General features: G+C 65.3%; 25 protein-coding genes. 12 read left to right on the top strand and 13 right to left on the bottom strand.

The window, feature by feature from the left end; all coding sequences use genetic code 11:
- Positions 1–9: 9 nt before the first annotated feature.
- Genes GGD65_RS26370 through GGD65_RS26360 form a run of 3 tightly spaced genes read right to left on the bottom strand, consistent with a single transcriptional unit; the run spans position 10 to position 3,089 of the window.
- A complete protein-coding gene (locus GGD65_RS26370; RefSeq protein ID WP_183237094.1) occupies positions 10–978 on the bottom strand; it encodes a tripartite tricarboxylate transporter substrate binding protein in 969 nt (322 codons plus the stop codon).
- An 11-nt stretch (positions 979–989) separates the two neighbouring features.
- Positions 990–1,883: an MBL fold metallo-hydrolase gene (locus GGD65_RS26365; RefSeq protein ID WP_183237093.1), complete on the bottom strand. Its 894-nt coding sequence runs from the start codon at positions 1,881–1,883 to the stop codon at positions 990–992.
- 3 nt (positions 1,884–1,886) lie between these two features.
- The gene (locus GGD65_RS26360; RefSeq protein ID WP_183237092.1) at positions 1,887–3,089 is read right to left on the bottom strand and encodes an ABC transporter substrate-binding protein; all 1,203 of its coding nucleotides are present in this window, start codon (positions 3,087–3,089) and stop codon (positions 1,887–1,889) included.
- 167 nt (positions 3,090–3,256) lie between these two features.
- On the opposite strand from GGD65_RS26360, the gene GGD65_RS26355 reads away from it, so the two are divergent.
- Genes GGD65_RS26355 through GGD65_RS26345 form a run of 3 tightly spaced genes read left to right on the top strand, consistent with a single transcriptional unit; the run spans position 3,257 to position 5,340 of the window.
- Positions 3,257–3,955 carry a TetR/AcrR family transcriptional regulator gene (locus tag GGD65_RS26355; protein WP_183237091.1) on the top strand — a complete coding sequence of 233 codons (699 nt, stop codon included), beginning with the start codon at positions 3,257–3,259 and terminating at the stop codon, positions 3,953–3,955.
- Positions 3,933–4,493 carry a carboxymuconolactone decarboxylase family protein gene (locus GGD65_RS26350; RefSeq protein ID WP_183237090.1) on the top strand — a complete coding sequence of 187 codons (561 nt, stop codon included), beginning with the start codon at positions 3,933–3,935 and terminating at the stop codon, positions 4,491–4,493. Before GGD65_RS26355 ends, GGD65_RS26350 begins: the two co-directional genes overlap by 23 nt.
- Position 4,494: 1 nt before the next feature.
- Positions 4,495–5,340, top strand: coding sequence for an SDR family NAD(P)-dependent oxidoreductase (locus tag GGD65_RS26345; protein WP_183237089.1), 846 nt, complete (start codon positions 4,495–4,497; stop codon positions 5,338–5,340).
- Between the two features lie 191 nt (positions 5,341–5,531).
- Here the strand turns inward: GGD65_RS26345 and GGD65_RS26340 are convergent, their stop codons facing one another.
- From GGD65_RS26340 to GGD65_RS26325, 4 genes are read right to left on the bottom strand one after another with little or no spacing between them, the layout of a single operon-like run.
- Positions 5,532–6,041 carry a DoxX family protein gene (locus GGD65_RS26340; protein WP_183237088.1) on the bottom strand — a complete coding sequence of 170 codons (510 nt, stop codon included), beginning with the start codon at positions 6,039–6,041 and terminating at the stop codon, positions 5,532–5,534.
- On the bottom strand, positions 6,038–6,820 hold the full coding sequence (locus GGD65_RS26335; protein WP_183237087.1) for a DNA-binding domain-containing protein: 783 nt from the start codon (positions 6,818–6,820) through the stop codon (positions 6,038–6,040). The genes GGD65_RS26340 and GGD65_RS26335 overlap by 4 nt, the downstream gene beginning before the upstream one ends.
- Positions 6,810–7,727, bottom strand: coding sequence for a DUF692 domain-containing protein (locus GGD65_RS26330; RefSeq protein ID WP_183237086.1), 918 nt, complete (start codon positions 7,725–7,727; stop codon positions 6,810–6,812). Before GGD65_RS26330 ends, GGD65_RS26335 begins: the two co-directional genes overlap by 11 nt.
- A 43-nt stretch (positions 7,728–7,770) precedes the next feature.
- Positions 7,771–8,076 (bottom strand): DUF2282 domain-containing protein, encoded by a 306-nt coding sequence (locus GGD65_RS26325; protein ID WP_092253843.1) that lies wholly within the window; start codon positions 8,074–8,076, stop codon positions 7,771–7,773.
- A gap of 313 nt (positions 8,077–8,389) precedes the next feature.
- Between GGD65_RS26325 and GGD65_RS26320 the strand changes: the two genes are divergently transcribed.
- The 4 genes from GGD65_RS26320 to GGD65_RS26305 all read left to right on the top strand — a co-directional run bounded on the left by GGD65_RS26320 (position 8,390) and on the right by GGD65_RS26305 (position 13,259).
- Complete coding sequence (locus GGD65_RS26320) at positions 8,390–10,486, top strand: adenylate/guanylate cyclase domain-containing protein (RefSeq protein ID WP_183237144.1); 2,097 nt, start codon at positions 8,390–8,392, stop codon at positions 10,484–10,486.
- Between the two features lie 244 nt (positions 10,487–10,730).
- Positions 10,731–11,300, top strand: a complete 570-nt coding sequence (locus tag GGD65_RS26315; RefSeq protein ID WP_092253839.1) for a DUF2087 domain-containing protein — start codon at positions 10,731–10,733, stop codon at positions 11,298–11,300.
- Between the two features lie 73 nt (positions 11,301–11,373).
- The gene (locus tag GGD65_RS26310; RefSeq protein ID WP_179734646.1) at positions 11,374–11,958 is read left to right on the top strand and encodes a HutD family protein; all 585 of its coding nucleotides are present in this window, start codon (positions 11,374–11,376) and stop codon (positions 11,956–11,958) included.
- Positions 11,959–12,071: 113 nt separating this feature from the next.
- On the top strand, positions 12,072–13,259 hold the full coding sequence (locus GGD65_RS26305; protein ID WP_183237085.1) for an adenylate/guanylate cyclase domain-containing protein: 1,188 nt from the start codon (positions 12,072–12,074) through the stop codon (positions 13,257–13,259).
- A 492-nt stretch (positions 13,260–13,751) separates the two neighbouring features.
- Here the strand turns inward: GGD65_RS26305 and GGD65_RS26300 are convergent, their stop codons facing one another.
- A complete protein-coding gene (locus tag GGD65_RS26300; protein WP_018316987.1) occupies positions 13,752–13,931 on the bottom strand; it encodes a hypothetical protein in 180 nt (59 codons plus the stop codon).
- A 238-nt stretch (positions 13,932–14,169) separates the two neighbouring features.
- Between GGD65_RS26300 and GGD65_RS26295 the strand changes: the two genes are divergently transcribed.
- Complete coding sequence (locus GGD65_RS26295) at positions 14,170–14,964, top strand: adenylate/guanylate cyclase domain-containing protein (protein ID WP_018316988.1); 795 nt, start codon at positions 14,170–14,172, stop codon at positions 14,962–14,964.
- A 12-nt stretch (positions 14,965–14,976) separates the two neighbouring features.
- Here the strand turns inward: GGD65_RS26295 and GGD65_RS26290 are convergent, their stop codons facing one another.
- Positions 14,977–15,252: a hypothetical protein gene (locus tag GGD65_RS26290; RefSeq protein ID WP_018316989.1), complete on the bottom strand. Its 276-nt coding sequence runs from the start codon at positions 15,250–15,252 to the stop codon at positions 14,977–14,979.
- A gap of 441 nt (positions 15,253–15,693) precedes the next feature.
- Here GGD65_RS26290 and GGD65_RS26285 point away from each other — a divergent pair, with 441 nt between their 5' ends.
- A complete protein-coding gene (locus GGD65_RS26285) occupies positions 15,694–15,906 on the top strand; it encodes a hypothetical protein (protein ID WP_183237084.1) in 213 nt (70 codons plus the stop codon).
- A 135-nt stretch (positions 15,907–16,041) separates the two neighbouring features.
- Here the strand turns inward: GGD65_RS26285 and GGD65_RS26280 are convergent, their stop codons facing one another.
- From GGD65_RS26280 to GGD65_RS26270, 3 genes are all read right to left on the bottom strand, one after another.
- Positions 16,042–16,410, bottom strand: a complete 369-nt coding sequence (locus GGD65_RS26280; RefSeq protein ID WP_183237083.1) for a rhodanese-like domain-containing protein — start codon at positions 16,408–16,410, stop codon at positions 16,042–16,044.
- Positions 16,411–16,505: 95 nt separating this feature from the next.
- Positions 16,506–17,357 (bottom strand): alpha/beta fold hydrolase, encoded by an 852-nt coding sequence (locus GGD65_RS26275; RefSeq protein ID WP_183237082.1) that lies wholly within the window; start codon positions 17,355–17,357, stop codon positions 16,506–16,508.
- A 32-nt stretch (positions 17,358–17,389) separates the two neighbouring features.
- A complete protein-coding gene (locus GGD65_RS26270; protein WP_183237143.1) occupies positions 17,390–17,968 on the bottom strand; it encodes a TetR/AcrR family transcriptional regulator in 579 nt (192 codons plus the stop codon).
- 191 nt (positions 17,969–18,159) lie between these two features.
- Here GGD65_RS26270 and GGD65_RS26265 point away from each other — a divergent pair, with 191 nt between their 5' ends.
- Positions 18,160–19,266 carry an efflux RND transporter periplasmic adaptor subunit gene (locus GGD65_RS26265; protein WP_183237081.1) on the top strand — a complete coding sequence of 369 codons (1,107 nt, stop codon included), beginning with the start codon at positions 18,160–18,162 and terminating at the stop codon, positions 19,264–19,266.
- Positions 19,263–22,373: an efflux RND transporter permease subunit gene (locus GGD65_RS26260; RefSeq protein WP_183237080.1), complete on the top strand. Its 3,111-nt coding sequence runs from the start codon at positions 19,263–19,265 to the stop codon at positions 22,371–22,373. Before GGD65_RS26265 ends, GGD65_RS26260 begins: the two co-directional genes overlap by 4 nt.
- Before the next feature lie 215 nt (positions 22,374–22,588).
- Here GGD65_RS26260 and GGD65_RS26255 read toward each other — a convergent pair whose 3' ends face one another.
- The gene (locus tag GGD65_RS26255; RefSeq protein WP_018316996.1) at positions 22,589–23,527 is read right to left on the bottom strand and encodes a LysR family transcriptional regulator; all 939 of its coding nucleotides are present in this window, start codon (positions 23,525–23,527) and stop codon (positions 22,589–22,591) included.
- A gap of 212 nt (positions 23,528–23,739) precedes the next feature.
- On the opposite strand from GGD65_RS26255, the gene GGD65_RS26250 reads away from it, so the two are divergent.
- Positions 23,740–24,819: an ABC transporter ATP-binding protein gene (locus tag GGD65_RS26250; protein WP_018316997.1), complete on the top strand. Its 1,080-nt coding sequence runs from the start codon at positions 23,740–23,742 to the stop codon at positions 24,817–24,819.
- Positions 24,820–24,822 lie beyond the last annotated feature (3 nt).

The raw sequence follows: 24,822 nt of genomic DNA, 5'->3' as shown, positions 1-24,822 counted from the left end.
TTTGCCTATTCACTTGACCTCAATGCCTGCGTCCTTGGCAACCTGCTTCCAGGCCGCGATGTCGCGCGCGTTGAGATCGCGCTGCTCGTCGCCGGGGACGAAATGCGGGGTGATGCCGAGTGCCAGCAGCTTCTGCTTCACCACCTCGTCACCGAGCGCGTCCTTCAGGGCCGCCGAAAGCTTCTGTGCGATCGGCGGAGCGACGCCCGCCGGCGCATACATCGCCCAGGACAGACTGCGATCGAACGGCACCCCCTGCTCCCCGTAGCTGGCGACATCCGGCAGGCTCGGCGAACGCTCGCCGCAGGCGGCCAGCGCCTTGATCGAACCGTCCTTCACCAGCGGCGTTGCCGTCGCCACGTCGAGCGTTGCAAGGGAGATGTGGCCGCCGAGCAGGTCGCCGGCGAGTTTTGCGATGCCGTTGAACGGCACGTGGTCCATCTTGATGCCGGCCTGCTGCATCAGGATCTCCGCGCAGAATTGGCCGGTCGAGCCGACGCCCCAACTGCCGTACTGGATCGGCTCGCCCTTCTTGGCCAGAGCGACCAGGCCCTTGATGTCGTTGGCGGCAAAATTCCTGGTGGCGACCAGCATGATCGAGGAGGTGCCGACGCGGCCGATGGTCGTGAAATCCTTGATCGGATCGTAGGGCAGTTTTGGATAGATCGCGGGAGCCAGCACATGCGTGGTCATGCCGCCGACGGTGATGGTGTAGCCGTCATTCGCAGATGTCGCGACCATCTGCGTGCCGAGCGTGCCGGCCGCACCGGTGTGGTTCTCGATGTAGATGCTCTGTCCGAGCGTCTTGCCCATCCTGTCCGCAAGCAGCCGGCCGACCACGTCGCCGCCGCCGCCGGCCGCATAAGGCAGCAGCATCCGGATCTTGCGGGTCGGGTAGGCGGCGGGATCTTCGGCTCGTGCCGGCAGGGCCGCCGACAGCAATGCTAGAAACGAAAGCGTGATGGTGCGCAGCTTCATGATATTTCCCCCTAATTCTCGAAACGAAATCTGTAGGCATCGCCGTGCCTGACCACGCGTCCCGCGGTCGGTGCCGGAAAATGGCCGGTGAGCAGATAGCTCGGCGTATCCGCAAGCTCTTCCAGCAGCGCCATGCGCGTTGCGACCGCCGCAGCCGGATCGACGTCGGCGGCATTCGATAGCCACGGCGCCGCGCACTGGATCGGATGATGGATGACGTCGCCGGACATCACCGCGTGATCGTGGCCGCCGTTGAGGTGGATCTGCATGTTGCCGGCGGTGTGCCCAGGTGCCGGCGCAAAGCGCAAGGTCGCGTCGCGATCGCTAAACAGGTGATGATCGGTCTCGACGAATTCGGCAAGGCCGGCCGCCACGACCGGCAGCACGGAATCCTCAAACGAGCCGTGGTTCACTGGGCTCCTCGGCGCCGCATTGTGCGCGGCTTCGAAGTGGCGATATTCGGCGCGGCCCATCAGATAGCGCGCATTGGGGAAGGTCGGCACCCAGCGGCCGTCGATCAGCCGCGTGTTCCAGCCGACGTGATCGACATGCAGGTGCGTGCACATCACGAAGTCGACCTGTTCGGGTGCAACGCCCAGCGCCTGCAGGTTCTCGAGATAAGGCTGGTCGAGGTTGTTCCACGCCGGCACGCGCGGCCGCTTCTTGTGATTGCCGCAGCAGGTGTCGACGATCGCGGTCCAGCGCGGCGTGCGGATGAGATAAGAGTGATGGCTGAGGATGAAGCGGCCTGTCTCCGGCTCGATGTAGCGATGATCGAGCCAGCTCCGGTTTTCCGCGATCACCGCGTCGGTGACGTTGGCGAACAGCCAATCCTTCTCGAAGGCGAGCGCGGGGATCTCGCTGACGAGATCGACCCGCATGCTGCCGATCTTGACCTGCCGCATCGATCAGTTCTTCAGGAGATTGCCGAACGGCACCCAGCGCTTGCCGTCGAAACGGATCAGCTGGAGGCTCGTCATCGGCGTAAAGCGCTCGGGCGAGTTGTTCACCGCGGTGCCGTTGATCAGCATCGGCAGCTTCACGTCCTTCATGGTCGTCGCCTGCTTCATCACGTTGGCTCGGGTGAGATCGTTGCCGGAGGCCTTCAGCACCGTCACCAACGTCTGCGCGATGGTGTAGCCGTAGACGTTGAGCCAGTCGCTTTTGTTGGCGTCCGGCATGTACTTGTCCATGAAGGCGAGCCACTCCCGGTAGCCGGCGTCATCCTTGTTGGCGGGATCGGTTGCGTCCTTCAGATATTGGCTGGAGATGACGCCGGTGGAATTGTCCTTGCCGGCCGGCTCCAGCACGCCGCTGATCGAGGCCGAGACGTTGGATATGATGGTCGTGGGCTTCCAACCGATCTCACCGATCTTGCGGATCGCTTGGGCTGCAAATTTCGGCGTTGCCGCGACCAGCACGACGTCAGCGCCGGCGGTCTTCAGTTGCAGGATTTGTGTATCGACGGTCGGCGCCGAGGTCTCATAGGCCGCGCGCGCTACAATGGCCTCGCCGCTGCCGAGGCCTTCCTCCAGCGCCTTCAGGTAATCCTTGCCGAGGTCGTCGTTCTGGTAGAGCACGCCGATCTTCGCATTGGCGTGGCTTGCCTTGATGTACCGGGCGTAGGCGATCGCCTCATCGCGATAGGTCGGCTGCCAGCCGACCGTCCATGGAAAGTTCTTGGGATCGTCCCACTTCGCGGCGCCCGAGCCCAGAAAGAGCTGCGGCACCTTGCGGTCGTTGAGATATTTGTGCACGGCGCCGTTGGTCGGCGTGCCGACGCCGCCGAAGATCAAGAGCACCTCATCGCTCTCGACCAGCTTGCGCGTCTGCTCCACCGTCTTCGGCGGGCTATAAGCATCGTCGGCGATGATCATCTGGATGCGCCGCCCGTTGACGCCACCATCGTCGTTCACCTTGCGGAAATAGGCTTCAGCCGATTTCGCGATCTGCGCGAAGGCCGACACCGGGCCGCTCAGCGGCGCGGTGGTGCCGATCTTGATCGTCTTGTCGTCGGCGCCGGGATCGTATTTGCTTTGGGCAGAGGCGGCGCTGCTTGCGAGCAGCGGCAACAGGATGCAGGCCGCACGAAGGCGGGCAAGGCGCGCCATGACGTCGTCTCCCCAAAATTGCTCTCCGCCTCTCGAGGAGCGGAGTTGAAACGCGAGAACAGCGCCCGCAAGCGGGCTTGCGGGCCGCGACCGTTGTCGCCAGACTGGCAAACGAACGATCGTTCGTACGGTTGACTAACGAACGATCGTTCGTTAGTCAAGCCGACATGGCTGTCCACACCTCCAGCGCGGCGGAAGCGGCTGCGCCCACGACCCGTGAGCGCATCCTCACCGAAGCGCTCGACCTGTTCGCCCAGAGCGGCTATGGCGGCGCCTCGATGCGCGAGCTCGCGCGCCGCGTCGGCATCCGCGAGAGCAGCCTCTACAATCATTTCCCCGGCAAGGCCGCGATCCTGGAGGCGATCGTCAGCGAGCATGGTCCGGCAAGCTCGGCGAGCCGGCTGGAGGAGCCGCGCTACAAGCAGCTCGCGCGCCAGCCCGCCGCGTTCTGCCGGCAGTTTGCGCTCGACCTCGTCGAGCAATGGTCCGATCCGCGCGAGCACCAGTTCCAGAAGGTGATCACGGCTGAGCGTAACCGCGTGCCCGGTATCCGCGCCAAATTCGCCGATCATTTCTACGCGCGCGAGCAGAGCATGATGACGGACTATTTTCGCGGCTTTGCGCTCGCCGGCCTCGTCAAGACGCCGGACCCGCGCGAGACCGCGCGGCTGTTCGCGGCCGGCCTGATCTACATCCGCCTCGAGCATTACGTGATGGGCGCAACGCCTTCGCCGCGGCCCAAGGTGATCGAAGCGATCGACCGCTATCTCGCCTTCTTCCTGTCGCTGATCGCGGCAGGCGCTGATACCGACAACAAGAAACGGAAACCCAAGGGAGAGAACCGTGGCAAGGCTGCCCCTGATTGATCCGGAGACGACGAGCGGCGACATCCGCGCCTCGTTCGACCGCATGCCGGTCAAGCTCAACATCTTCCGCATGATGGCCCATGCCGAGGCCAACATGATCCCGGCGATGCGGCTCGGCAATTCGATCCTGCACAAGCAGAAGCTCTCGGCCGTCAACCGCGAGCTCCTGATCCTCCAGGCCGCTCAGCTCGAGGGCGGCGCCTATGAATGGCGCCAGCACGTGCCGATCGCGCTCGGGGTCGGCTGCACGCAAGCGCAGGTCGATGCCGTCGAGCGTGCAGATTATGACGCCGCCGCGTTGAGCGAGGCCGAGCGTGCGCTGCTCAAGTTTGGCCGCGAGGTGGTCGAGAACGTCCGCGTGCCCGAGGCGACCTTCGCCGCTGCTCGCGCGCATTTCAGCGACCAGGAGATCGTGGAATCCATCGTCGCGCTCGGCTTCTACATGATGATGGCGCGCCTGACCGAGGCGACCGAAACCGATCTCGATCCCGCGGCCGGGATGACGGTCTATGACGGCGGCAAGAGGCCGGGTGGTTGAGATGGCGGAAACCGACAGCAGGCCGGAGCGCTATGTTCGTCCGCCCAGCGCGGAATCGCTAGGCGAAGCGCCGGGCAGGGGGCGGCTGAAAGGCCGCCGCATCCTGATCGTCGGAGGCGGCCAGCGCGTATTCGATGCCTCAACCGATCCGATCGGCAACGGCCGCGCCATGAGCATTTTGTGCGCACGCGAGGGCGCGAGGGTCGCGGTGGCCGACCTCAACCATGCCTCCGCGCAGCAGACCGTCAAGCACATCACCGATGAAGGCGGCGAGGGCTTTGCCATCGTGGCCGACGTCACGTCAGAGGCGGACGTCCAGCGCATGATCGAGGAAGCCCATCGCGCCATGGGCGGCCTTGATGGCATGGTTCTGAACATCGGCACCTTCGGCAAGACCGGCCTCGATAACGTCAGCCCCGAGGAGTGGAACAGGATCTACGACGTCAATGTCCGCGGTCCCATGCTGTGCTGCCGCGCCGCGCTGCCGCGATTCGACGATGGCGGCGCCATCGTCTTCATCTCCTCGATCGCCGCCTTGAAGGCTGGATCGCAGATGGCGGTGTACGATTCCTCCAAGGCCGCACTCGGCGGCCTGATGCGCAACATCGCCCATCTGGGATCGCGCCGCGGCATCCGCGCCAACCTCGTCTATCCCGGTCTGGTCGATACCCCAAACGGTCGCGAAGCCGGCGCCGGCCGCCCCAACCGCGGCAAGGGCCACCTCCCGTTCGGCCGCCAGGCCACGGCCTGGGAGATCGCTTATGCGGTGCTGTTCTTCCTGTCGGACGAAAGCGTCTACGTCACCGCGCAGACACTCGCAGTGGATAGTGGTCTCAGTGGGATGTGAGGCCTGCCATTCGGGCTACTGCTGACCACACCCTTTGACGTCATCCTGAGGCGCTCACCTTGCGATGCGAGAGCATCGCAGGGTGAGCCTCGAAGGATGGGCCACGGGCGCTTGCGGCCCATCCTTCGAGGCGCGCAAGGGCGCGCACCTCAGGATGACGGCGATGCATGTGGAGACACAAAATCGGGTATCTACTGCGGCTGCGATCGCGCGCGACAAAGCAAATGATCGAGCGAAATGTTCCCCGGCCCGTGAGCCATGATGCCGAGCGCCATCGCCGCCCAGGTGAGGTGGATCGGCCAGCCATCGGGCACCGTGAGCTCGACGACGACAGTCATGAACAACAGCCCGAGCGCGGCCAGCCGGGTGCCCAGCCCGAGCACCAGCAGGATCGGAAGCAGGATCTCGCCGGAGCCCGACAGGAATGCCATCACGGTCGGTGCCGGGAAGTGATAGGGCCCGCCCGGCAGATGCAGCATGAATTCGTCGCTGAACAGAGTCACGGCGCTGTCGTTCAGCCTGAGGAAGCCGCCCCATTTGAGCATGCCCGAGCGCCAGAACGGCACCGCCAGCGCGAGGCGCAGCACGAGCTGGACGAGCGAAGGCGTCGCAAGCGTCTGGATCAGACGATTGGCCCTGTCGACGAGCAGCCAGGGCGAGGGCAGTCCGCTTTCGGTAGTCATGCGTTGGTCCGTGATCATGATGGGTCTCCGCAAGCGAGCGAGATGAAGGCGCCGGCTTCGATCAGCCCGGCGATGTTCGCGGCGATGTCGAATTCGGGCGCAGCCTCCAGCGCCGCCGCCGCGGCCTCGCCGAGCGATAGCCCCGAGATCAGGTTACTCGCGAAGACCGCGCCGCCGGGCGGAAGGCGGCGCACCGTGACGTCGAATGCCGGTCGCGTGATCAGGGCGTCCTCCGGCGTCGAGGCATCGATGCGCAGAAGCGGTGCACCGTCGCGGTTGGCAGCAAAGATCGTGACGGCTGCGTATCGCGAGCGCAGGCATCGGGCAGCCGGGTGAGCAACGAACACCAGCTCTGCCAATCGGCCAGGCGTCACCGCCGACAGCCGGTCCGCCGGCAGCGGGGCGGCATCGCGCGCATGGTAGCAGTCGAGCCAGGCCCGCTCGATGCGCGCGACGTCGGCGAGAAAGGGCATATCTTGCGCATGCTCATAGGCTGCGATGAACTCCGGAAAGTCGCGGCCATACTCGAACAGCAGCGGCGAGGTCGGCGGATTGCTGCGAACATGGAAGCGCGCCATGGCGCGGAAGAACTCGGCGCCGGTGATGCGCTGCACCGCCGGATAAATCGCGGCCAGCGCGTCGATCAGGCTGACGGTGACGTTGTTGCGGTAGACATCGTAGCGCCGGCCGGCGGCCTTGCCGTTCGGGCCGGTCACGATCGCAGGCGTGCTGCGTGCCGGATCCAGCAGCGCCGGCGCGAAGGCAGCAGCAAAGGACAGACCGGGTTCAGGCAGCATGACGCTCTCCTGCCATTGCTGTGGATTGATGACGGTCGAGGATCGCCTGTGCGGCAAGGGCTTCCGCTTGCAGCACCGGCCAGTCCGGAATTTTGCTGTCCCATTCGACCAGCGTCGGCACCGCGCCGCGGCGCCTGATGACGATTTCATAGAGCTTCCAGACGGCGTCCGCGACCGGGCCGTCATGGCTGTCGATCAACAGCAGCTCGCCTTCGTCGTCGGCCTGCTCGGCATGGCCCGCAAGATGAATTTCCTGGACGTGCGACAGCGGGAAATTTGCGAGGTAGTCGAGCGCCGAATAGCCCTGATTGGTGGCGGAGACGAACACGTTGTTGACGTCGAGCAGCAACCCGCAGCCGGTGCGCTCGGCAATGGCGCGGATGAACTCGGTCTCGCGCATCGAGGATTCGCGGAAGGCGACATAGGTCGACGGATTTTCCAGCAGAAGCGGTCGCCGGATCGCCTCCTGCACCTGGTCGATATGGTCGCAGACGCAAGCCAGTGACGCCTCGGTATAGGGCAGCGGCAGCAGATCGTTGAAGAAGCTGGTCTCATGGGTCGACCACGCCAGATGCTCGGAGACCAGCGCCGGCTGATAGCGCGCGACGAGGCTACGGAAGCGCGCCAGATGCGCCTTGTCGAGCGGCCGAGGGCCGCCGATCGACATGCAGACGCCATGCAGCGACAGAGGATGGTCGCGGCGGATCGCTTCCAGGGCGCGATGCGGCGGACCTCCATCGCCCATGTAGTTCTCGGCGTGAACTTCGAAGAAGCCACGCCGAGGTCCCGCCTCGAGGATATCAGGCAGATGCTCGGGCTTGAAGCTCGTCCCGGCAACGCCGCCGATGGGCGTTGCGAAGCGGAGCGGCATGGCTGCTGGTCGGGTCGGCTGGATCACCGTGCTCATCGTGCTGCTCCGTTCGTGCTTGTTGGCGACGTCGCGGCGGCGGTCAGACCGGCTTGAGCGAGCCCTTCTTGCCGCCCGGCAACTCGATGCTGGTGCAGGTGCCGCCCTGCACGAACTTCCAGGCGTTGCCCTGGAAATCGATGGTCGAGGTGCCCTGGCAGGTGGTGCCCGGTCCTGCCGCACAATCGTTCTGGCCCTTCAGCGCAACGCCGAAGCACTTTTCCTTCTTGGCGGCGACGGCAGCTTCGCCCTCGGCCTTGGTCAGCGGGCCGGCGGCGGCGAGGGTCGCGAGCGCGGTCGAGACGGCGCCGGCGAGGACGAGCGAGGTGACGGCATGTTTGGCAGACATCGAGATTCTCCTGTTCGAGATGGCATCGCCTGGCAGGCGACGCGCGCATGGTCTCCTTCGCTGCGCGCGCAGCCCGCGTTACAGCGAGACTGCTCACGAACCCGTGAGACCGTTTGGATCGGGCGCACCGCCGGTGCGCTTGGGCCGGCATTAGCGGGCAAGCGTTCTTTGAAGGCCAATGCCTAGGGTCTATCGAGACAGTAGCCACCGGGCATTGGCGGCGCGTGTCCATTTCCTGCCAGACGTAACGGGCGGGCGCCGGCGGCGTAGAGCAATGTCAGTGGCTCGTATGGACCGGCAGGCGAAGACAGCGATGAAGGTTGATCCCGAACGACGGCTTCATGCGATCGCTGGGCTGACGGTCAGCATCCGTCTTGCGGTGTCCGCGCTGGTCCTCGCGGCGATCCTGCTGACGGCCGCGCTCTCCAGCCTGCTCTGGTGGCGCACGGCGGAGGCGACCAGCCGGCAGCTCGCCGCGACCATCAACGAGCAGATCGTTGCGGCGGTGCGCAAGGAGGTCTCGGCCATCGTCGACGAGGCCCGCGCCGCGCACACCGCGATCCGAACGCTGTTCCTGCAGAACGTGCTCGACACCCGCGAGGCCGACAAGCGGGAATTCGTGTTCCTGTCGCAATTGCAGTCGCAGGCAACGATTTCCTGGGTCGCCTTCGGCTGGCCCGACGGCTCCTTCTTCGCCGCGCACAAGCTCGGCGATCGCCGCCTGGAGATGATGGAGATCTCGCTGACCGATCATCCGGGCCAGCGCCGCGTCGATGAATACGACGTGGTGCCCGGCGATATCGAATTCGCCAATCGCCGGTTCGAGCCGAGCGGATTCCACGTCGCCGATCAGGCCTGGTTCAAGGCCGGGCTGACCGCGGACGAGCCGCAATGGTTCAGGGTGATGGACCACCCGACCGGCGAGCGGCCGTCGATCGCGTTCGCGGGGCCGATCGACGTCTATCAGGAGCGGCAGGGCGTTCTGGCCGTCATCATCGAATATACCAGGCTTGCGCGTTTCCTGTCGCAGCTCGAGGTCGGACGCACGGGAACTGCCTTCATCGTCGATGGAAGCGGCGAACTCGTCGCGGCGCCGGACAAGGAGGCCGACGAGCTCCATCCGGCGCGGGGCAACACGACGCTGCTGCCGCTGGCGCGCGCAGCGCTCGACAAGGCGGGCGAGGCCGGCCGCAAGGAGGCCTGGCGGAGCCGGCTCACCTCCGGCGGCGCGGCCTACGAGGTCGCGCTGACGCCGCTGCCGTTTCCGGGCTGGTCGCTCGCCACCGTGATTCCGGAGGCCGAATTTCTCGGGCCGGTCGAGACGACGTTGCACCGCCTGATCCTCGGCCTCGCAATCGGCGCCGTGCTCGCGGCGCTGGCCTCGGCGATGCTGGCGCGATCCGTCATCGCCGCGCCGCTATCGCGTGTCGTCGGCGAGCTTCGCCACGTCGAGGCTTTCGCGCTGGAGCAGGTCCGCCGCCACCCGTCACGACTCAAGGAGATCGCGAGTCTGTCGGGTGCGATCGCCGAGATGGCGTCCGGCCTCTCCGCGTTCCGCAAATTCATCCCGGCCGATCTGGTCCGCGGCCTGCTGCGCCAGGGCGTCGAAGCGCGGCCCGGCGGCAGCGTCCAGGAGCTCAGCGTGATGTTCATCGACATTGCCGGCTTCACCGGGCTGTCCGAGCGGTTGGGCGATCGCGTGGTGCCGCTCCTGTCGCGCTATCTCGACGTCACCTCGGAGATCATCGTCGCCAATGGCGGCACCATCGACAAGTTCATCGGCGATGCCGTGATGGCGTTCTGGGGTGCGCCGCAGCCGCAACGCGACCACGCCGCGCGATGCTGCCGCGCGGCGCTCGCTTGTCGCAGGGCGATCGAAGCATCGGGCCTCGCCGACGATCTCGGTCAGCCGCTCCAGATCCGGATCGGCATCAATTCGGGCCGCATGCTGGTCGGCAATATCGGCTCGGAGTTGCGGCTGAACTACACCGTGATCGGCGATGCCGTGAATGTCGCCAGCCGGCTCGAAGGCGCCAACAAATCCTATGGCACGCAGATTCTGATCGGCGAGGCGACCGAACGCCTGGCGCGCGGCGCCGTCATCACGCGCGAGGTCGACAGCATCGCGGTCTACGGACGGGAGGAGGGACTTTCCGTCCACGAACTGGTCGGGATCGCGGACGAAGACGCCATCGACGGAGAGGCGATCGGCTGGATCGGGGATTACGAGCGCGGCCTTGCCTGCTATCGCGCGCGGCGGTTTGCCGATGCGCTCGCCGATTTCGAGGCCGTGCTGAAACGGCGCGGCCACGATCGTCCCGCCGAGCTGATGCGCGACCGCTGCAAGCAGCTCGCATCGGCCGCGCCCGACCCCGCCTGGCGGGCCGTGGCGACACTGGCGTCGAAATAGCGGCGTCCGAGTCCGGGACATCTGGCGTTCTAATCGCGTTTGTCCGCGCATCTCGCATCAGGCTCTTGAGCCCGCCGGGCGTCTATAGTAGGAACTGCGTGGGTCTGCAGTTCACCCAGGCGTCACCGTCCCGCGAGGGAAGCTAAACCTGCAAGGCTCAATCGCACCGACACCAACCTCGTGCCGCGTCGTAAGCCGGTGACCTCCGACAATCCTACCCGGATCGGCGCATCGAGGATTGGTCATGACCAGAACTCCCATTGCCTTTGTCGCGGGCGACATCTCCGCGCTCGCGAAATCCGTACGTGCCCAGCTGCTGCAACGGACGTCGCCGCCCGGTCACGTCGAGCTGCTCAACATTCTTGCGCGTGCGACGGGACACAGGAACTATCAGCATTTCCGCGCGCGTGCGGTCGGCACTGCCGTGGATGACCGCGGCACGCCCGCACCACAAGTCGATGCCGTCGATTTGAAGCGCGTGCAACGCGCCGCGCGCCATTTCGACGACCACGGCAGGCTGTTGCGCTGGCCGGCCCGCCACAGCCTGCAGCAGTTGAGCCTCTGGGTGCTGTGGGCCGGCTTTCCGCCGCGGAGCAGTCTGGCCGAGGCGGAAGTGAAGACGCTGCTGAACCGTCAGCACGCTTTCGCCGATGATGCCTTGCTTCGCCGCGCGCTGTGCGATCACGGCATGGTCTCACGAACGGCCGACGGGCGCGCGTATCGCCGGATCGAGCGTCGGCCGCCGACGGAGGCGGCAGCGCTTTTGCGTCATCTCAAGGCCAGCGCACCCGGGCGAGCGGAAGCCGCAACATGACCGCAATTTCGGACGCATTGCCGCCCGCCGGGCGAACGCGCTTCCCTGCATCGCCATCGCATCGAGGACCGCCATGAAGGCAACACTGCTCAGATCTGAAGACTACACCCGCTCGCCCTGGAAGAACGGCGGCGGCATCTTCACCGATATCGCGGATGAACATCGCGCTGACGCAGCGGTGAAGGATTGGAGCAGCATGCTCTGGCGTTTTGCGAGCACGCCGATCGTGGCGCCCGGTCCCTTCTCCCATATGCCGGGCATCGACCGCTTGCAGATGGTGGTCGGTGGGCGCGGGCTGGTGCTCAAGGCTCCGGGCCAGGAATTCGACGAGCGTGAACCTTTTACGACCGTGCGCTTCACCGGCGAGCTCGAGATCGTGACGGAGCTTCACGCCGGGCCGGTCGAGGTCGTCAACCTGATGGCGCGGCGCGGCGTCGTGGAGATCGAGCTTGAAGCGCTCAGGGAAGCCGGCGATCGACCGTTGCATGCCGGCACGCATCTGGTTTACGCAGCGCACGGCGATTGCCGCATCCGCCTCGATGGTGAGGATTTTGCCATCCCCGGCAACGGCACGCTCAGGATCGAAATGACCGAGACATCGAGGCTCGCGCTCGTTTCGGGTCTGGTGGTGCTGGGGTCGATCCGGATCGTCGGCTAAGGGGCGATAGCCCCGACCGGCCGATGCGTACAATCCATGCAACTGGCTAGGTTGACGCGGCGGAGCCGGGGCCCGATATCTGCCCTGATGCAGACCGCCGTGAAGGGCAGGACATGACCGCGCAAGACAACCACGCCACGCAGGCCGACGGTGTCGTCGACTGGCTGACCAACGGCACGCGCGACGAACGCTTCATCGACAATATCTTCGCCGACATGTGCATCCGTCTGCAGCAGGCGGGCATTCCGCTGAAGCGGTCGACGCTGCATGTCCTGATCCACCATCCGCAATGGCTTGGCGCCCGGTTCATGTGGTCCGACGGCATGCGCGAGGCGGAGATCGCGCGGGTGGATTATGACGTCCGCGAGCGGTCCGAATTCATTGGCAGTCCCGCCAACGAAATGCAGGACGGCGCCAGCGAGGTGCGCGAGAATCTCGAGCGCGATCCCTCGCTCGGCCGCAAGCACGCCCTCTACGACGAGATGCGCGAAAAGGGCCTGACCGACTATGTGGCCTGGCCGCTCTACCACACGCTCGGCAAGCGGCATCTCATCACCTTCGCGACCGACCGTCCCGGCGGCTTCGAGGATTCGCATATTGCCGCGCTCAAGAAGCTGCTGCCGGTGCTGGCGCTGGTCAGCGAGATCCGCATCAAGAACCGGTTGGCGCGCACGCTGCTGGAGACCTATGTCGGCTCCCATGCCGGCCAGTTGATCCTCGCCGGTGCCACCAGGCGCGGCAGCGGCACGACCGTGCGCGCCGCGATCATGATCTGCGACCTCAGGGATTTCACCAAGATCTCCGACAATTGGCCGCGCGACGACGTCATCGATCTGCTCAACGATTATTTCGACGCGATGTCCGAGCCGATCGCGCGGCACGGCGGCGAGATCCTGAAATTCATCGGCGACGGCCTGCTCGCCATCTTCCCGCTTCATGAGCCCGATGCCTGCGCGAACCTGCTCCACGCCGTGACCGAAGCCCGTCAAGCCATGACCGGGCTGAACGAGCGGAACAACGCGACCAGCCGCGCGCCGCTGAACTACGGCATCGGCGTCCATGTCGGCGATGTCATGTACGGCAATATCGGCTCAACCAGCCGGCTCGACTTCACCGTGATCGGCCCCGCCGTCAACATGGCCTCCCGCCTCGAAGCCCTCACCAAGCAGCTCGGTCGAACGGTGCTGCTGTCACGCGACTTTGCGGAGCTGGTGGAGGAGAAGTTCGAGCTGGAGCACGTCGGCAAGCACGAGGTCCGCGGCTTCAGCGATCCGATCGAGCTGTTCGCGTATCACGGGTAGGGCGACTGCCTGACCCAGGACGAATTGCCAGCGGCGCATCTATTTGCGGTTCGCTCCGGTGGAGCCCGAGTTCGGCATCGCCTGCTGGCCGCCCTGGGTTTGCCTTGGGTCGTTGTCCCGGGCCGCGTCGTTGTCGATTTGGCCGGGGCGCTGGCGCCGCCGCTATTGTTGTCCGATGAGGTATTGAGGCCCGAAGCTCCTGCTCCGGTCGTGCCGCCCGTCCCGGTCGAATTGATGCTCGACCCGGTCCTGGAGGTACCCGCGCCGCCTTGCGCGAACGCGGAGGGAGGCGATGCGAGAGCCGCAACGAGCCCTGCGAGAACAAGCACTTTCATGTCCGCTCCTCTTGCTTCGGTCAAGCAGCCCCGGCTCTCGGTCCAGGGGGCGGAGGTCGAGCCGAGGCCGCCATTCGCCGGAATTGTCGGACCCCGGTGCAGGCCAATGCTCAGGACCGCGCGGTCGTTCCAATCTGGGACGGCACGCCCATCACGCCTACGCGGACCAACGATCCTGCTCTTCCTGGTGCGCGTGCTCGTTCAGACGTTCGGCGATCTGGTCCGCAATCTTGTCCGACTCCGCCGAGGCGACGGGCTCGCCCTTGCGTGTCCTGAGCTTGTCCTTGTCGGCCTCGATCGGGAAGTCGTCAGGCTTCAGTCCATCATCCTTGCCCATGGCGCGCCTCACTGCATCTCATGTCGGAAGAACACGTCTGGAGGCTGATCGTTGCTTGGACAAGAGAATCTTCCGACCGACGAATGGACGGGCGGCTCGCGTTTGGGCGTTGTCAGCACGATCCCGATGTCAGGCGCCGCCGGCAGCCCTGGCAAGCCCCTATTGCCGATGCAGGATTGTACGAATAGGCTTCCGCCCCGAAGACGCCCAAAGGGTCTTTCAAATCGGCCGCACGTTCATGCCCAAATTCCTTCGCATCGGAGTCCTGCAGTCCAACGTATCCGGCTACACGTCGAAGGCGTGGTGCGTTCGGCGCGTCGGCTCGGCGGTGTTCCTGAAGTGGGGTGCCGTGGAGGTGCAGGGCGCCGGCGATGGGCGAAGGGTCTACTGGACGCGACTGCCGCAGGAGAAGACAGTTCGCTGCGGCACGACGCAGCGCGCCCAGGACTACGCCAAAGCGGCTATCGCCCGGCGCCGCAGCCACCGCTACGAACCGCTGGCCGGGCCGATAGCGCTCCGGCCCCGATCCGGCGAGCGGAGCGCGGAGCTCAAGCAGGCACTCGCCACCATCCTGATCGTCGATATCGTCCGCTCCACCGAAAAGGCGGCAAAGCTCGGCGATGCCCGGTGGACCAAGGTCATGGGCCACTATTACGCGGCCGTGCGCAAGGAGCTGAAGAGTACGCGTGGCAAGGAAGTGGTGACGACCGGCGACGGCGTGCTGGCGACATTCAAGGCGCCGGCTTCCGGCGTCCGTTGCGCGACTGCGATCCAAAAGGCCGTGCGCACGCTGGGGCTCGACATCAGGGTCGGGCTGCATGCGGGCGAGTACAGTGTGAGCGGAGGCGAGATGGTCGGTCTCGCGTTTCACATCGGCACGCGCGTCGCCGCCAAAGCGCGCGCCGGCGAAGTCCTGGTCTCGAGCGCAGTCAAGGACCTGATGGCGCAGTCGGAGATCCGGTTCCGCGATCACGGCGTGCATCAGCTCAAGGGCGTGCCGGAGCGGTGGCGGCTGTTTCGGGTGGAGGATTGAGGGGATTGCGGCCTATCCGTTCGGATCGGTCCGGTCGCATCTCGGGCATCGCCCGTCCGCGGCGGCGGCGAGTTGGTGGCCGATCTCTTCCCTGAGAGCGTCCGCCTCGAAGGCCGTGCCGTCGCTCCTGAGGATTCGCTTGGCGCGTTCGTAGGCATGGCTCTCGGCGGCGTCGTCGCCGACGCGGACGATCACCTCATCGTGGAAAGGGCAGATCGTGGTCGCACGGGTGGTTTCGAGCGCGTAGCGCACCACTGCGGTCAGATCGTCGATGTTGGCGGATATCATGGCTGCTCTCCTGATCGTGGCGGTCCCGATGGTGGCCCGTTTCCGGCGGAGGTCGTACCGTACGGCCGTGTTGGTCGGGTCAGGCGACAAGGACGACGTCAATCAGCGTCGGCTTCCTTGAAGCGCCGAGGCCGATTGCGTGTTCTGTTCAGGGCTGCGCCATCTCAACCCGCGGTTCTTGCTCTGGTTCCATCGAAGCCGCTCGTCCGGAGCCGGCTCCCTGGTCGCGGTCGGTCGGTGCCCGTCTTGCGAAGCGGTGCCCGGAGTGCCTAGGAGTCCGGGCTCCGCTTCGTTCGGCACCGGAGCAGGAGCGCGCCCGATGTCATGCAGAGCATAGGCGTGGGCAGACCGTTTGCCTTGACCCATCTCAAACACGGGGGGAAGGCCCCTAAGGAATCATCCGCAATTTCGCCGGCCGCGGTTCGGGCGCATCAATAAGGGATGCAGCGCCAGATCCTCTTCGAGTGCCCGCGCACCGGCATGAACGTCCAGCATCGGATCGATGACGCGCGGCCCGAGAGCTTCGAGCCGGCGGACAGCTATGTGTCCGTGAGGTGCCCGGCCTGCATGTCGCTGCACTTCGTCAACAGCACGACCGGCAAGCTGCTGGGCGAGCGAAGCGCGCAGCCCGTCCCGATGCCGCGTTCCGCCTGAACGGTCCCCGTCGATCGTGCTGCGACGTGGCGGGCGGGCAACCGTCAATGGATCGCGGCGTACATGGGCGGGCGCCGAGCGCCGGTGATGACGTTCGGCGGCAACCAAGCTCGGCAAATGGCCGGCCCGCGTGTTCTATTTCTCCACCGCCCCCGACCAGTCCTTGAAGCCGCCGACGTTATAGACATTCTCGTAGCCCATATCCTTCAGCACCTTGCCCGCCAGCGCCGACCTGCCGCCGGACGCGCAGTAGAGAATGACGGACTTGCTCTTGTCGAACGCCTTGTCGTGATAGGGCGACTCCGGGTCCGCGCGAAACTCCAGCATCCCGCGCGAGACGTGCACGGCCCCCGCGATCTTGCCGCTGGCCGCAACCTCCGGCGCATCGCGAACGTCGACGACCAGCGTGTTGCCGTTCTTGATCATGTCAGTGGCCTGTTCCGACGTGATCTTGGGCACCGCCGCGTTGGCGGCTTCGAGCATTTGCTTGACGCTGGTTGGCATGTTTTGTCTCCGTTGGTGGCCTCGCGGGGAGGATAGCACATTGGCCGCGCTTCGCCTCCTTCTGTTGGAGGAGCGTGCTCTGCTTGATCATGCGCTCATTCTGCGCCCAATATCGCCCGGGCCAGCTCCGACGGGTTCTCGACAGCCGAGAAGTGGCCTGTATTCCTCAGCGTCACCATCTGCGCGTTGGGAATGAGAGACCGTGTGCGCTCGCGCTCGTCGGGCCGGGACCAATCGCTGTCGCCATAGATGAGCGTCACCGGCGCCGAGATCTGCCAATAATAGTCGCGGGCCTGGCTCCAGGATCGCCATCCGGCCAACACCTTGCGTGCGGCCCGCTTGTATCCCGGGCGGTGGGCCACCTTGTCGAACTCGGCGAGCAGATCGGCCGGCAGCTTGCGCGGGTCGTGATATCCGCCGCCCATGATCTTGCCGAGAACGATCTTGTTTTCGAGCGACGCGTTGATCGCGCCGAGCACCGGCACTTGCAGGCTTCCGATGATGAAGTTCGCGAGCCAGTTGCCACGTCGAAGTCCGTCGCCGTAGCGGGTCTCGTAATCGTAGGGATTGATTGCAAAGACCCGCTTCACCCGGTGTGGGAGGGAGGCCGCCACCGTGAGAGCCAATGCGCCCCCGATCGACTCGCCGACGAGCGTGACATCCGAGAGGTCTAGCTCCTCGAGGAAACGTATCAGCGCCTGCCTGAAATAGGGTTCGTTGAAGCTTGCGTCCGGATCGATCGGCGAGTGTCCGTGGCCGGGCAGATCGATGGCGTATACCGTGTGCGATCCTGCGAGCAGAGGCGCAAGACTGCGGAAATATTCGAGCTGCGTCCGGATCGTATGGAGGAGGAGCAGCGGAGGCCCGCTGCCGGTCTTGTGAAAACGCACACTGAGCCTCTCCGATAATTTGAGCAAGCTCGGCCCGGCTTCGCTCACGTCAAGCATCCGGTCTCTCCATGTTTCGAGGGGGCCGTCGTTCAAGCGGCGGCGGCTTCACGGACCAGCGCGGCTGCGGCATCGAGAAGGGCCCGTGCGAGGTCGGTGTCGTTGACCGCGCGCGCCAGCGTCACGGCGCCCACCATCGTCGCGAGAATGGCCATGGCCTTGTCTCTCGACCCCTTGTCGCCGTCCTTGGCGATGAAGCGGCTGAGCACGTCGAGATGGGCCTTGATGCCCGCTTCGAACTCGGCCTTGACGTCGGGGCCCTGCCGGGCGGCATCCGAGCCGAGGGCCACGATCGGACATCCGTCCATTCTCTCTTCGCGATGATCTGCGCTGAGATAGAATCCGATCACTGCGCTGAGCGGATCGTCAGGATTGCGTGCGGCCGCGTCCGACCATCGGGTGGAAGCGCTCTCCAACGCTCGCTTGGAGGCCTCGACCGCCAAGTCCTCCTTGGACGCGAACTGCTTGTAGAAGGCGCCCTGGGTGAGCCCGGCCCCTTCCATCAGATCCTTGAGCCCAATGCCGTCAAAGCCGCGCTCCCTGAAGAGGCGACTTGCCACATTGATCACGGTTTGGCGGTTCTCCGCGGCTTGAACGCGACTGACGCGCATCATGCTCCTCCATTTGGATTTCAGTCGAAATCTATGCCCAATATAGATTTCGAACGACATCTATCAAGTTGCCCTCGGACGCGCCCTGGCTTGCTGAGATCACGTTTCCGTCAGGACGCAAATTTAGATTGCGATCGAGCGCTAAGTCAATATAGAGTTCGAACGAAATCTAAATTCCAGAGGAGACCGTCATGAAGAGGGGAATTGCCGTGTTGGCCGGTATTTTGGTCCCGGCGGGGGTGGCCACGTTCGTCAGTCTTGGCATTTTCGCCCCCAACGCCTCTGCCGTGAGCGACCCGAGACAGGAGCCGCCGATGGTCAGCCTGGCGACGGCCACGCGGGTGAGCGGATCCGACCGCGGGTTCACGGGCACCATCGGCGCGCGGGTGGAGAGCAATCTCGGCTTTCGCGTCGCCGGCAAGATCGTCGAGCGGCTGGTGAATGTCGGTGAGCAGGTCAAGGCCGGGCAGCCGCTGATGCGGATCGACGAGACCGACCTCCGCCTTGCGCTCGCGGCGAAGCGCAACGCTGTCGCCGCAGCGCGCGCGGTCGTCGTGCAGACCGATGCGGATGAGCGTCGATACGCCAACCTGGTCAACGACGGATGGACGTCCAAGCAGCGCTACGAGCAGGCGAAGGCCGCCTCGGATACAGCCAAGGCCCAGCTCGCAGCGGCCGAAGCCGAGGCCGGGGTCGCGGAAAATCAGGCGACCTATTCCGTGCTGGTGGCAGACGCGGACGGCACGGTCACGCAAACGCTTGGCGAGCCCGGCCAGGTGGTCTCGGCCGGCCAGACGGTCGTTCGGCTTGCGCAGTCCGGGCCTCGCGAAGCCGTGGTGGCGCTTCCCGAAACGATCCGGCCGGCGATCGGCTCGCTCGCCGAGGCCAGCCTGTATGGCAGCGATGGACGCCGTTATGCGGCGCATCTGCGCCAATTGTCGAACTCCGCCGACGCGCAGACCCGGACTTACGAGGCCCGCTACGTGCTCGGCGGCGAGGCGGCAGCAGCACCACTCGGCGCGACAGTCACCATTCGGCTCGCAAGCCAGGACAGTCAGTCGGAAGTCCAGGTGCCGCTCGGCGCCGTGCTCGATGATGGCAGGACCACCGGCGTCTGGGTGTTCGACAGCGCCAGCTCGACCGTACACTTTCGTCCCATCAAGCTTCTGCGTGTGACCAGCGAAGCGGCAATCATTTCTGGATCGAGCTCCAGTGACCCCATTGTGTCCCTCGGCGCTCACCTCCTGCACGAGGGCGCTCGCGTCAGGACGGCCACCGACGGCGGGAGCAAATCATGAGCTTCAATCTCTCCGCGGTCGCCGTTCGCGAGCGGGCCGTGACCCTGTTCTTCATCATGCTGCTGGCGGCCGCAGGCGCCTACGCCTTCTTCATGCTCGGACGGGCCGAGGACCCGTCCTTCACCATCAAGACGCTCACGGTTACCACGGTATGGCCCGGTGCGACGGCACGCGAGATGCAGGACCAGGTCGCCGAACCCCTGGAGAAGCGGATTCAGGAGCTGACCTGGTACGACCGGGTGGAGACGACCACGCGGCCGGGTTATGCCTACATGACGGTGACGCTGAAGGACAGCACGCCGCCATCGAGCGTGCAGGAAGAGTTTTATCAGGCGCGCAAGAAACTCGGAGATGAAGCGCGCAAGCTGCCGGCCGGCGTGCTCGGCCCCTTCGTCAACGACGAATATTCGGACGTGAGCTTCGCACTCTATGCCCTCAAGGCGAAGGGCATGCCAATGCGTGAGCTCGCCAGGAAGGCGGAGGTGATCCGCCAGGACCTGCTGCACGTGCCCGGCGTCAAGAAGATCAATATCTTCGGCGAACGTCCCGAGCAGATCTTCGTGGAGTTTTCCTATCCCAAGCTGGCAACGCTCGGCGTGTCGGCACAGGATATCGTTGCCGCCCTGCAGCGGCAGAATACGGTGACCCCGGCAGGTTCGATCGACACAAGCGGGCCGCAGGTCTTCATCCGGGTCGACGGCGGTTACGACAGCGTGCAGGCGATCGCCGACACGCCGATCGTTGCTGCGGGACGAACCTTGAAGCTGTCCGACATCGCCGAGGTCCGTCGCGGCTATGAGGATCCTCCCACCTACATCATCCGGCACCAGGGTGAGCCCACGATCATGCTCGCGGCGGTGATGCAGGAGGGCTGGAACGGCCTGGCGCTCGGCAAGGCGTTGGAAGAGAGGTCCGCAGCCATGGCGCGGACACTGCCGCTCGGGATGACGCTCGACAAGGTGACCGACCAGGCCGTGAACATCACCTCCGCGGTCGACGAGTTCATGATCAAATTCGCAATGGCGCTCGCGGTGGTGCTGCTGGTCAGCCTGCTCAGCCTCGGCTGGCGCGTGGGAATCGTCGTGGCCGCCGCAGTCCCGCTGACGCTGGCCGTCGTGTTCCTCATCATGCTCGAAACGGGCCGGTTCTTCGACCGCATCACGCTCGGTGCTCTCATCCTCGCGCTTGGCCTGCTCGTGGACGACGCCATCATCGCCATCGAGGTGATGGTGGTGAAAATGGAAGAGGGCATGGACCGCCTCAGTGCGGCGGCCTACGCATGGAGCCACACCGCGGCGCCGATGCTCTCGGGCACACTGGTGACGATCGCGGGATTCCTGCCGGTTGGTTTCGCGCGCTCGACGGCCGGCGAATATGCCGGCAACATCTTCTGGGTTGTCGGGTTCGCTCTCATCGTCTCCTGGATCGTTGCGGTGATCTTCACGCCTTATCTTGGCGTCAAGATGCTGCCCGCGATCAAGCCCATCGAGGGCGGTCACCACGCGATCTACGACACGCCGAACTACCGGCGTTTGCGGCGGCTCATCACCTTCGCCGTGCGCCACAAGTTTCTGACCTGCAGCCTCGTCGTGATCGCCTTCGCGCTGTCCGGCCTCGGCATGGGCGCGGTCAAGCAGCAGTTTTTCCCGACGTCGGATCGCCCCGAGGTTCTCGTGGAGGTTCGCCTGCCGGAGGGTACCAGCATCGAGACGACGACCGCCGCGGTCGAGAAGCTCGAAGGCTGGTTGCATGATCAGCCCGAAGCGAAGATCGTCACCAGCTATGTCGGTCAGGGCGCGCCGCGCTTCTTCTTTGCGATGGCGCCGGAGCTCCCCGATCCGGCCTTTGCCAAGATCGTCGTGCTGACGCCTGACGCCGAGGCGCGCGAGGCCCTGAAGCAGCGGCTCCGCGAGGCGGTATCGCACGGCCTTGCCCGGGAAGCGCGTGTGCGCGTCACCCAGCTCGTCTTCGGACCCTACACGCCGTTCCCGGTGGAGTTTCGGGTGATGGGCCCCGATCCCGCGAAATTATACGCGCTCTCTGAAAAGGCCGTCGAGGTCATGCGAGGCGTTCCCGACGTGCGACAAGCCAATCGCGACTGGGGCAATCGCACACCCGTGCTCCGCTTCATTCCAGATCAGGATCGGCTGAACCTCATCGGCCTCTCGCCGGCGGAAGTCGGGCGGCAGCTCCAGTTCCTCCTGACCGGCATCGCCGTCACGCAGGTCCGCGAAGACATTCGCAATGTCCCGATCGTGGCGCGCAGCGCCGGCGGCGAGCGGCTGGATCCGGCGCGGCTGGCCGACTTTTCACTGACGAGCCGGGACGGCCGTCTGATCCCGCTCGACCAGATCGGCCATTCGGAAGTCCAGCTCGAAGAGCCGATCCTGAAGCGCCGCGATCGCACCCCGGTCATCACGATTCGTTCGGACATCAACGAGGCGACCCAGCCTCCTGAGGTCTCCAAGGACATCGTGAAAGCGCTTCAGCCGCTGATCGCATCGCTTCCGGCCGGCTATCGCATCGAGACCGGCGGCTCGATCGAGGAGGCGACGAAGGCCAATGACGCGCTGGCGACCATCTTTCCCGCCATGATCGCCGCAACGCTGATCGTCATCATGCTTCAGGTCAGATCATTCTCGATGATGGCCCTCGTCATGCTGACCGCACCGCTTGGTCTCGTCGGCGTCGTCCCTGCGTTGCTGATCTTCAACCAGCCGTTCGGATTCAACGCGATCCTGGGACTGATCGGACTGGCCGGGATCCTGATGCGCAATACCCTGATCCTGACCGAACAGATCAAGGAGAACCGCGCGGCGGGCCTCGACGATTACCACGCCGTCATCGAAGCCACGGTGCAACGCACGCGGCCCGTGATCCTGACCGCGCTTGCCGCGGTGCTGGCGTTCATCCCCCTCACACACTCCGTTTTCTGGGGATCGATGGCCTATACCTTGATCGGCGGCACGGCCGTCGGCACCGTCTTGATCCTGCTCTTCCTGCCTGCGCTTTATGCGGCGTGGTTCCGCATCAAGCCGACTGCGGATGAGAGCCCTGAGAGCGCGACGGACAAACCGGAGTTGCGAACGGCAATGGCTGCGGAGTAGGGCGATCTGATCAGCTCGCGAGGAGCCTGGCGTCTTCCGATCGCAGCAAGAGAGCTTCGATCCGGACGGTGTCTCGAACGCTCAAGCGGCGTAACGCGGCGCCCGCCTTCGCCCTCAGGGCTTCGGCGCGGCAGCCCCGCGGAACACAGTGACCGTCTCAAGTAGATCTCTACGGCACGTCTAGATTTTGCAAGTTGGGGCGTCCTGCCTTCGGTTCAGTAGCACGCAGCCATCAATCCAAGTGGTGGGTACTGCCGATCGATTGCCACTAGCTCATCCCGCATCTGTACGATGATCCAATCCCGGATCTCAGCAGCGATCGGGCGCATCGGCCGGTTGCGCGGCGGCAGGAATTCGCAGACGCGGCGCGTGGTGGTCAGACGGTCGGAGGCCGGCACAAGCGCGCCGGTGAGCAGCCAGTGCGAGGCGACCGTCAACCATCCGAGCGCGATGCCCTGGCCGAGCAGGGCGGCCTGCACCACGACGGCATAATCGGTGAAGCTCAGCGCCTTGGCCGCGCCGCGGCGTCCGGTGAGGAGCGATGCGTAATCCGCGGCCCAGTCGCCCGGCGTCTCGGCGAGGCGGATGATGGTGTTGCTCTCGGTGGGATCGGTTTCCCCGAGATAGGTTGGGCTGCACATCGGCAGCATGACTTCCTTCATCACGAGCGTGCCGCCCGACGACGGCTCGTCGCGATCGCGAAAGCGCATGCCAAGATCGACATTCTCCACGGGGCCGCGCAACGCGCCGGAGATGAGTTGGAAGCGCAGATCGACCTCGGGAAACTGCTTCTGCAGCTTGTCGATGCGCGGCATCAGCCAGTGCGTGGTGAAGGCGGAGGACACCGACAGCGTCACCGTCTCGGTGCCCTTGCGGCGGCGCTCGATCTCGACGAGTCCGGTCTCGATGCTGCGAAAGCCTTCGAGCACGCGGCGATACAGAAGCTCGCCTTCCTCGGTGAGCACCGCGCGGCCCGCCTTGCGATCGAACAGGCGGACGCCGAGATGCTCCTCGAACTGGCCGAGCATGCGGCTCACCGCGGGTTGCGTGACGTTCAATTCAGCGGCTGCGGCCGTGAAGCTGCCGTTGCGCGCCGCTGCGTCGAAGACGAAGAGGGCGTTGCTGGAGGGCAGCATCCGGCGTAGCTCGGGCATAACGTCATGTTATGAGCGCGGTGAGAATTTGGCAATTGCCGAGTTTTGCCAAGTCTGGTGTCATTGGCATCACAGCCTAAAGACAGGGCTTACGGGCGAAGAGATGGTGCGGTGCACGCTTCGAGCGTGAGTGCGTCAACTCCCCTGTCTATAAAGCAGGCTTATGGCGTGCAGTGAGGCACGCCATTGCAGGGACGAGGCGAGGTCGATCGTTGGACAAACGAGCGGAAAGCGTCGAGATCAGATCCGCGAGCAAGGCCTATGGCCCGGTTCGCGCTCTCGATGACGTCTCCCTCAATGTCGGCGCCGGCGAGTTCGTCTCGCTGCTCGGTCCCTCCGGTTCCGGCAAGACCACGCTGCTCGGCATTTTGGGCGGCTTCATCATCCCGACGTCGGGCGCAATTCTCTTCGGTGGTCGCGACGTCACCTGGATGCCGCCGCACAAGCGCGATATCGGCGTGGTCTTCCAGAACTACGCGCTGTTCCCGCATATGAGCGTCGGCGAGAACGTCGCCTTCCCCTTACGTGCACGGCGTCTGCCGAAGGTGATCTGGCCCGACAAGGTGCGCGCGGCGTTGTCGATGGTCGGCCTTGCCGGCTACGAGGAGCGCGGCATCGCGCAGCTCTCGGGCGGCCAGCGCCAGCGCGTCGCGCTCGCGCGCGCGATGATCTTCGAGCCGCGGCTGATCCTGATGGACGAGCCGCTCTCGGCGCTGGACAAGCAGCTGCGCGAGACCATGCAGATCGAGCTGCGCGCGCTGCACAAGCGCATCGGTGCCACCATCATCTACGTCACCCACGACCAGCGCGAGGCGCTGACCATGAGCGACCGCGTCGCGGTGATGAAGGACGGCCGCCTGATCCAGATCGACGAGCCCGAGCGGCTGCACGATCATCCCGCCGACTCCTTCGTCGCAAGCTTTATCGGCGAGGCCACGATGCTGCCGGTGCGCCGCGTCGACGCCTCCAGCGTCGCGCTCGGCAACGCGCTGCTGCGCAGCGCCCGCGCCATTCCCACAGGCGATGCGCTGATGCTGGCCGTGCACAGCGAAAAACTGCTGATCGACGATGGCGCGCAGGATGCCGCCTGCAACCGGCTCACGGCTACGGTCACCGACATCGTTTATCAGGGCGAGAGCCTGCGCATCTTTCTGGCGCTTGCCGACGGCGTCGCGCTCAGCCTGCGACAGCCGAGCTATCACCAGGCCTACAGCCGCATTCCGCCACTCGGCGGCAGCCTCACCGTCACCCTTCACCCCGAGGACACCATCATCGTGCCCCGGGTGGACTGAACC

The sequence above is a fragment of the Bradyrhizobium sp. CIR18 genome (genome assembly GCF_014198295.1).
In the GTDB taxonomy this organism is placed as follows: domain Bacteria; phylum Pseudomonadota; class Alphaproteobacteria; order Rhizobiales; family Xanthobacteraceae; genus Bradyrhizobium.
Note: the sequence above shows the minus strand (reverse complement) of the source record. Positions and strands in the feature narration are given on the sequence as shown.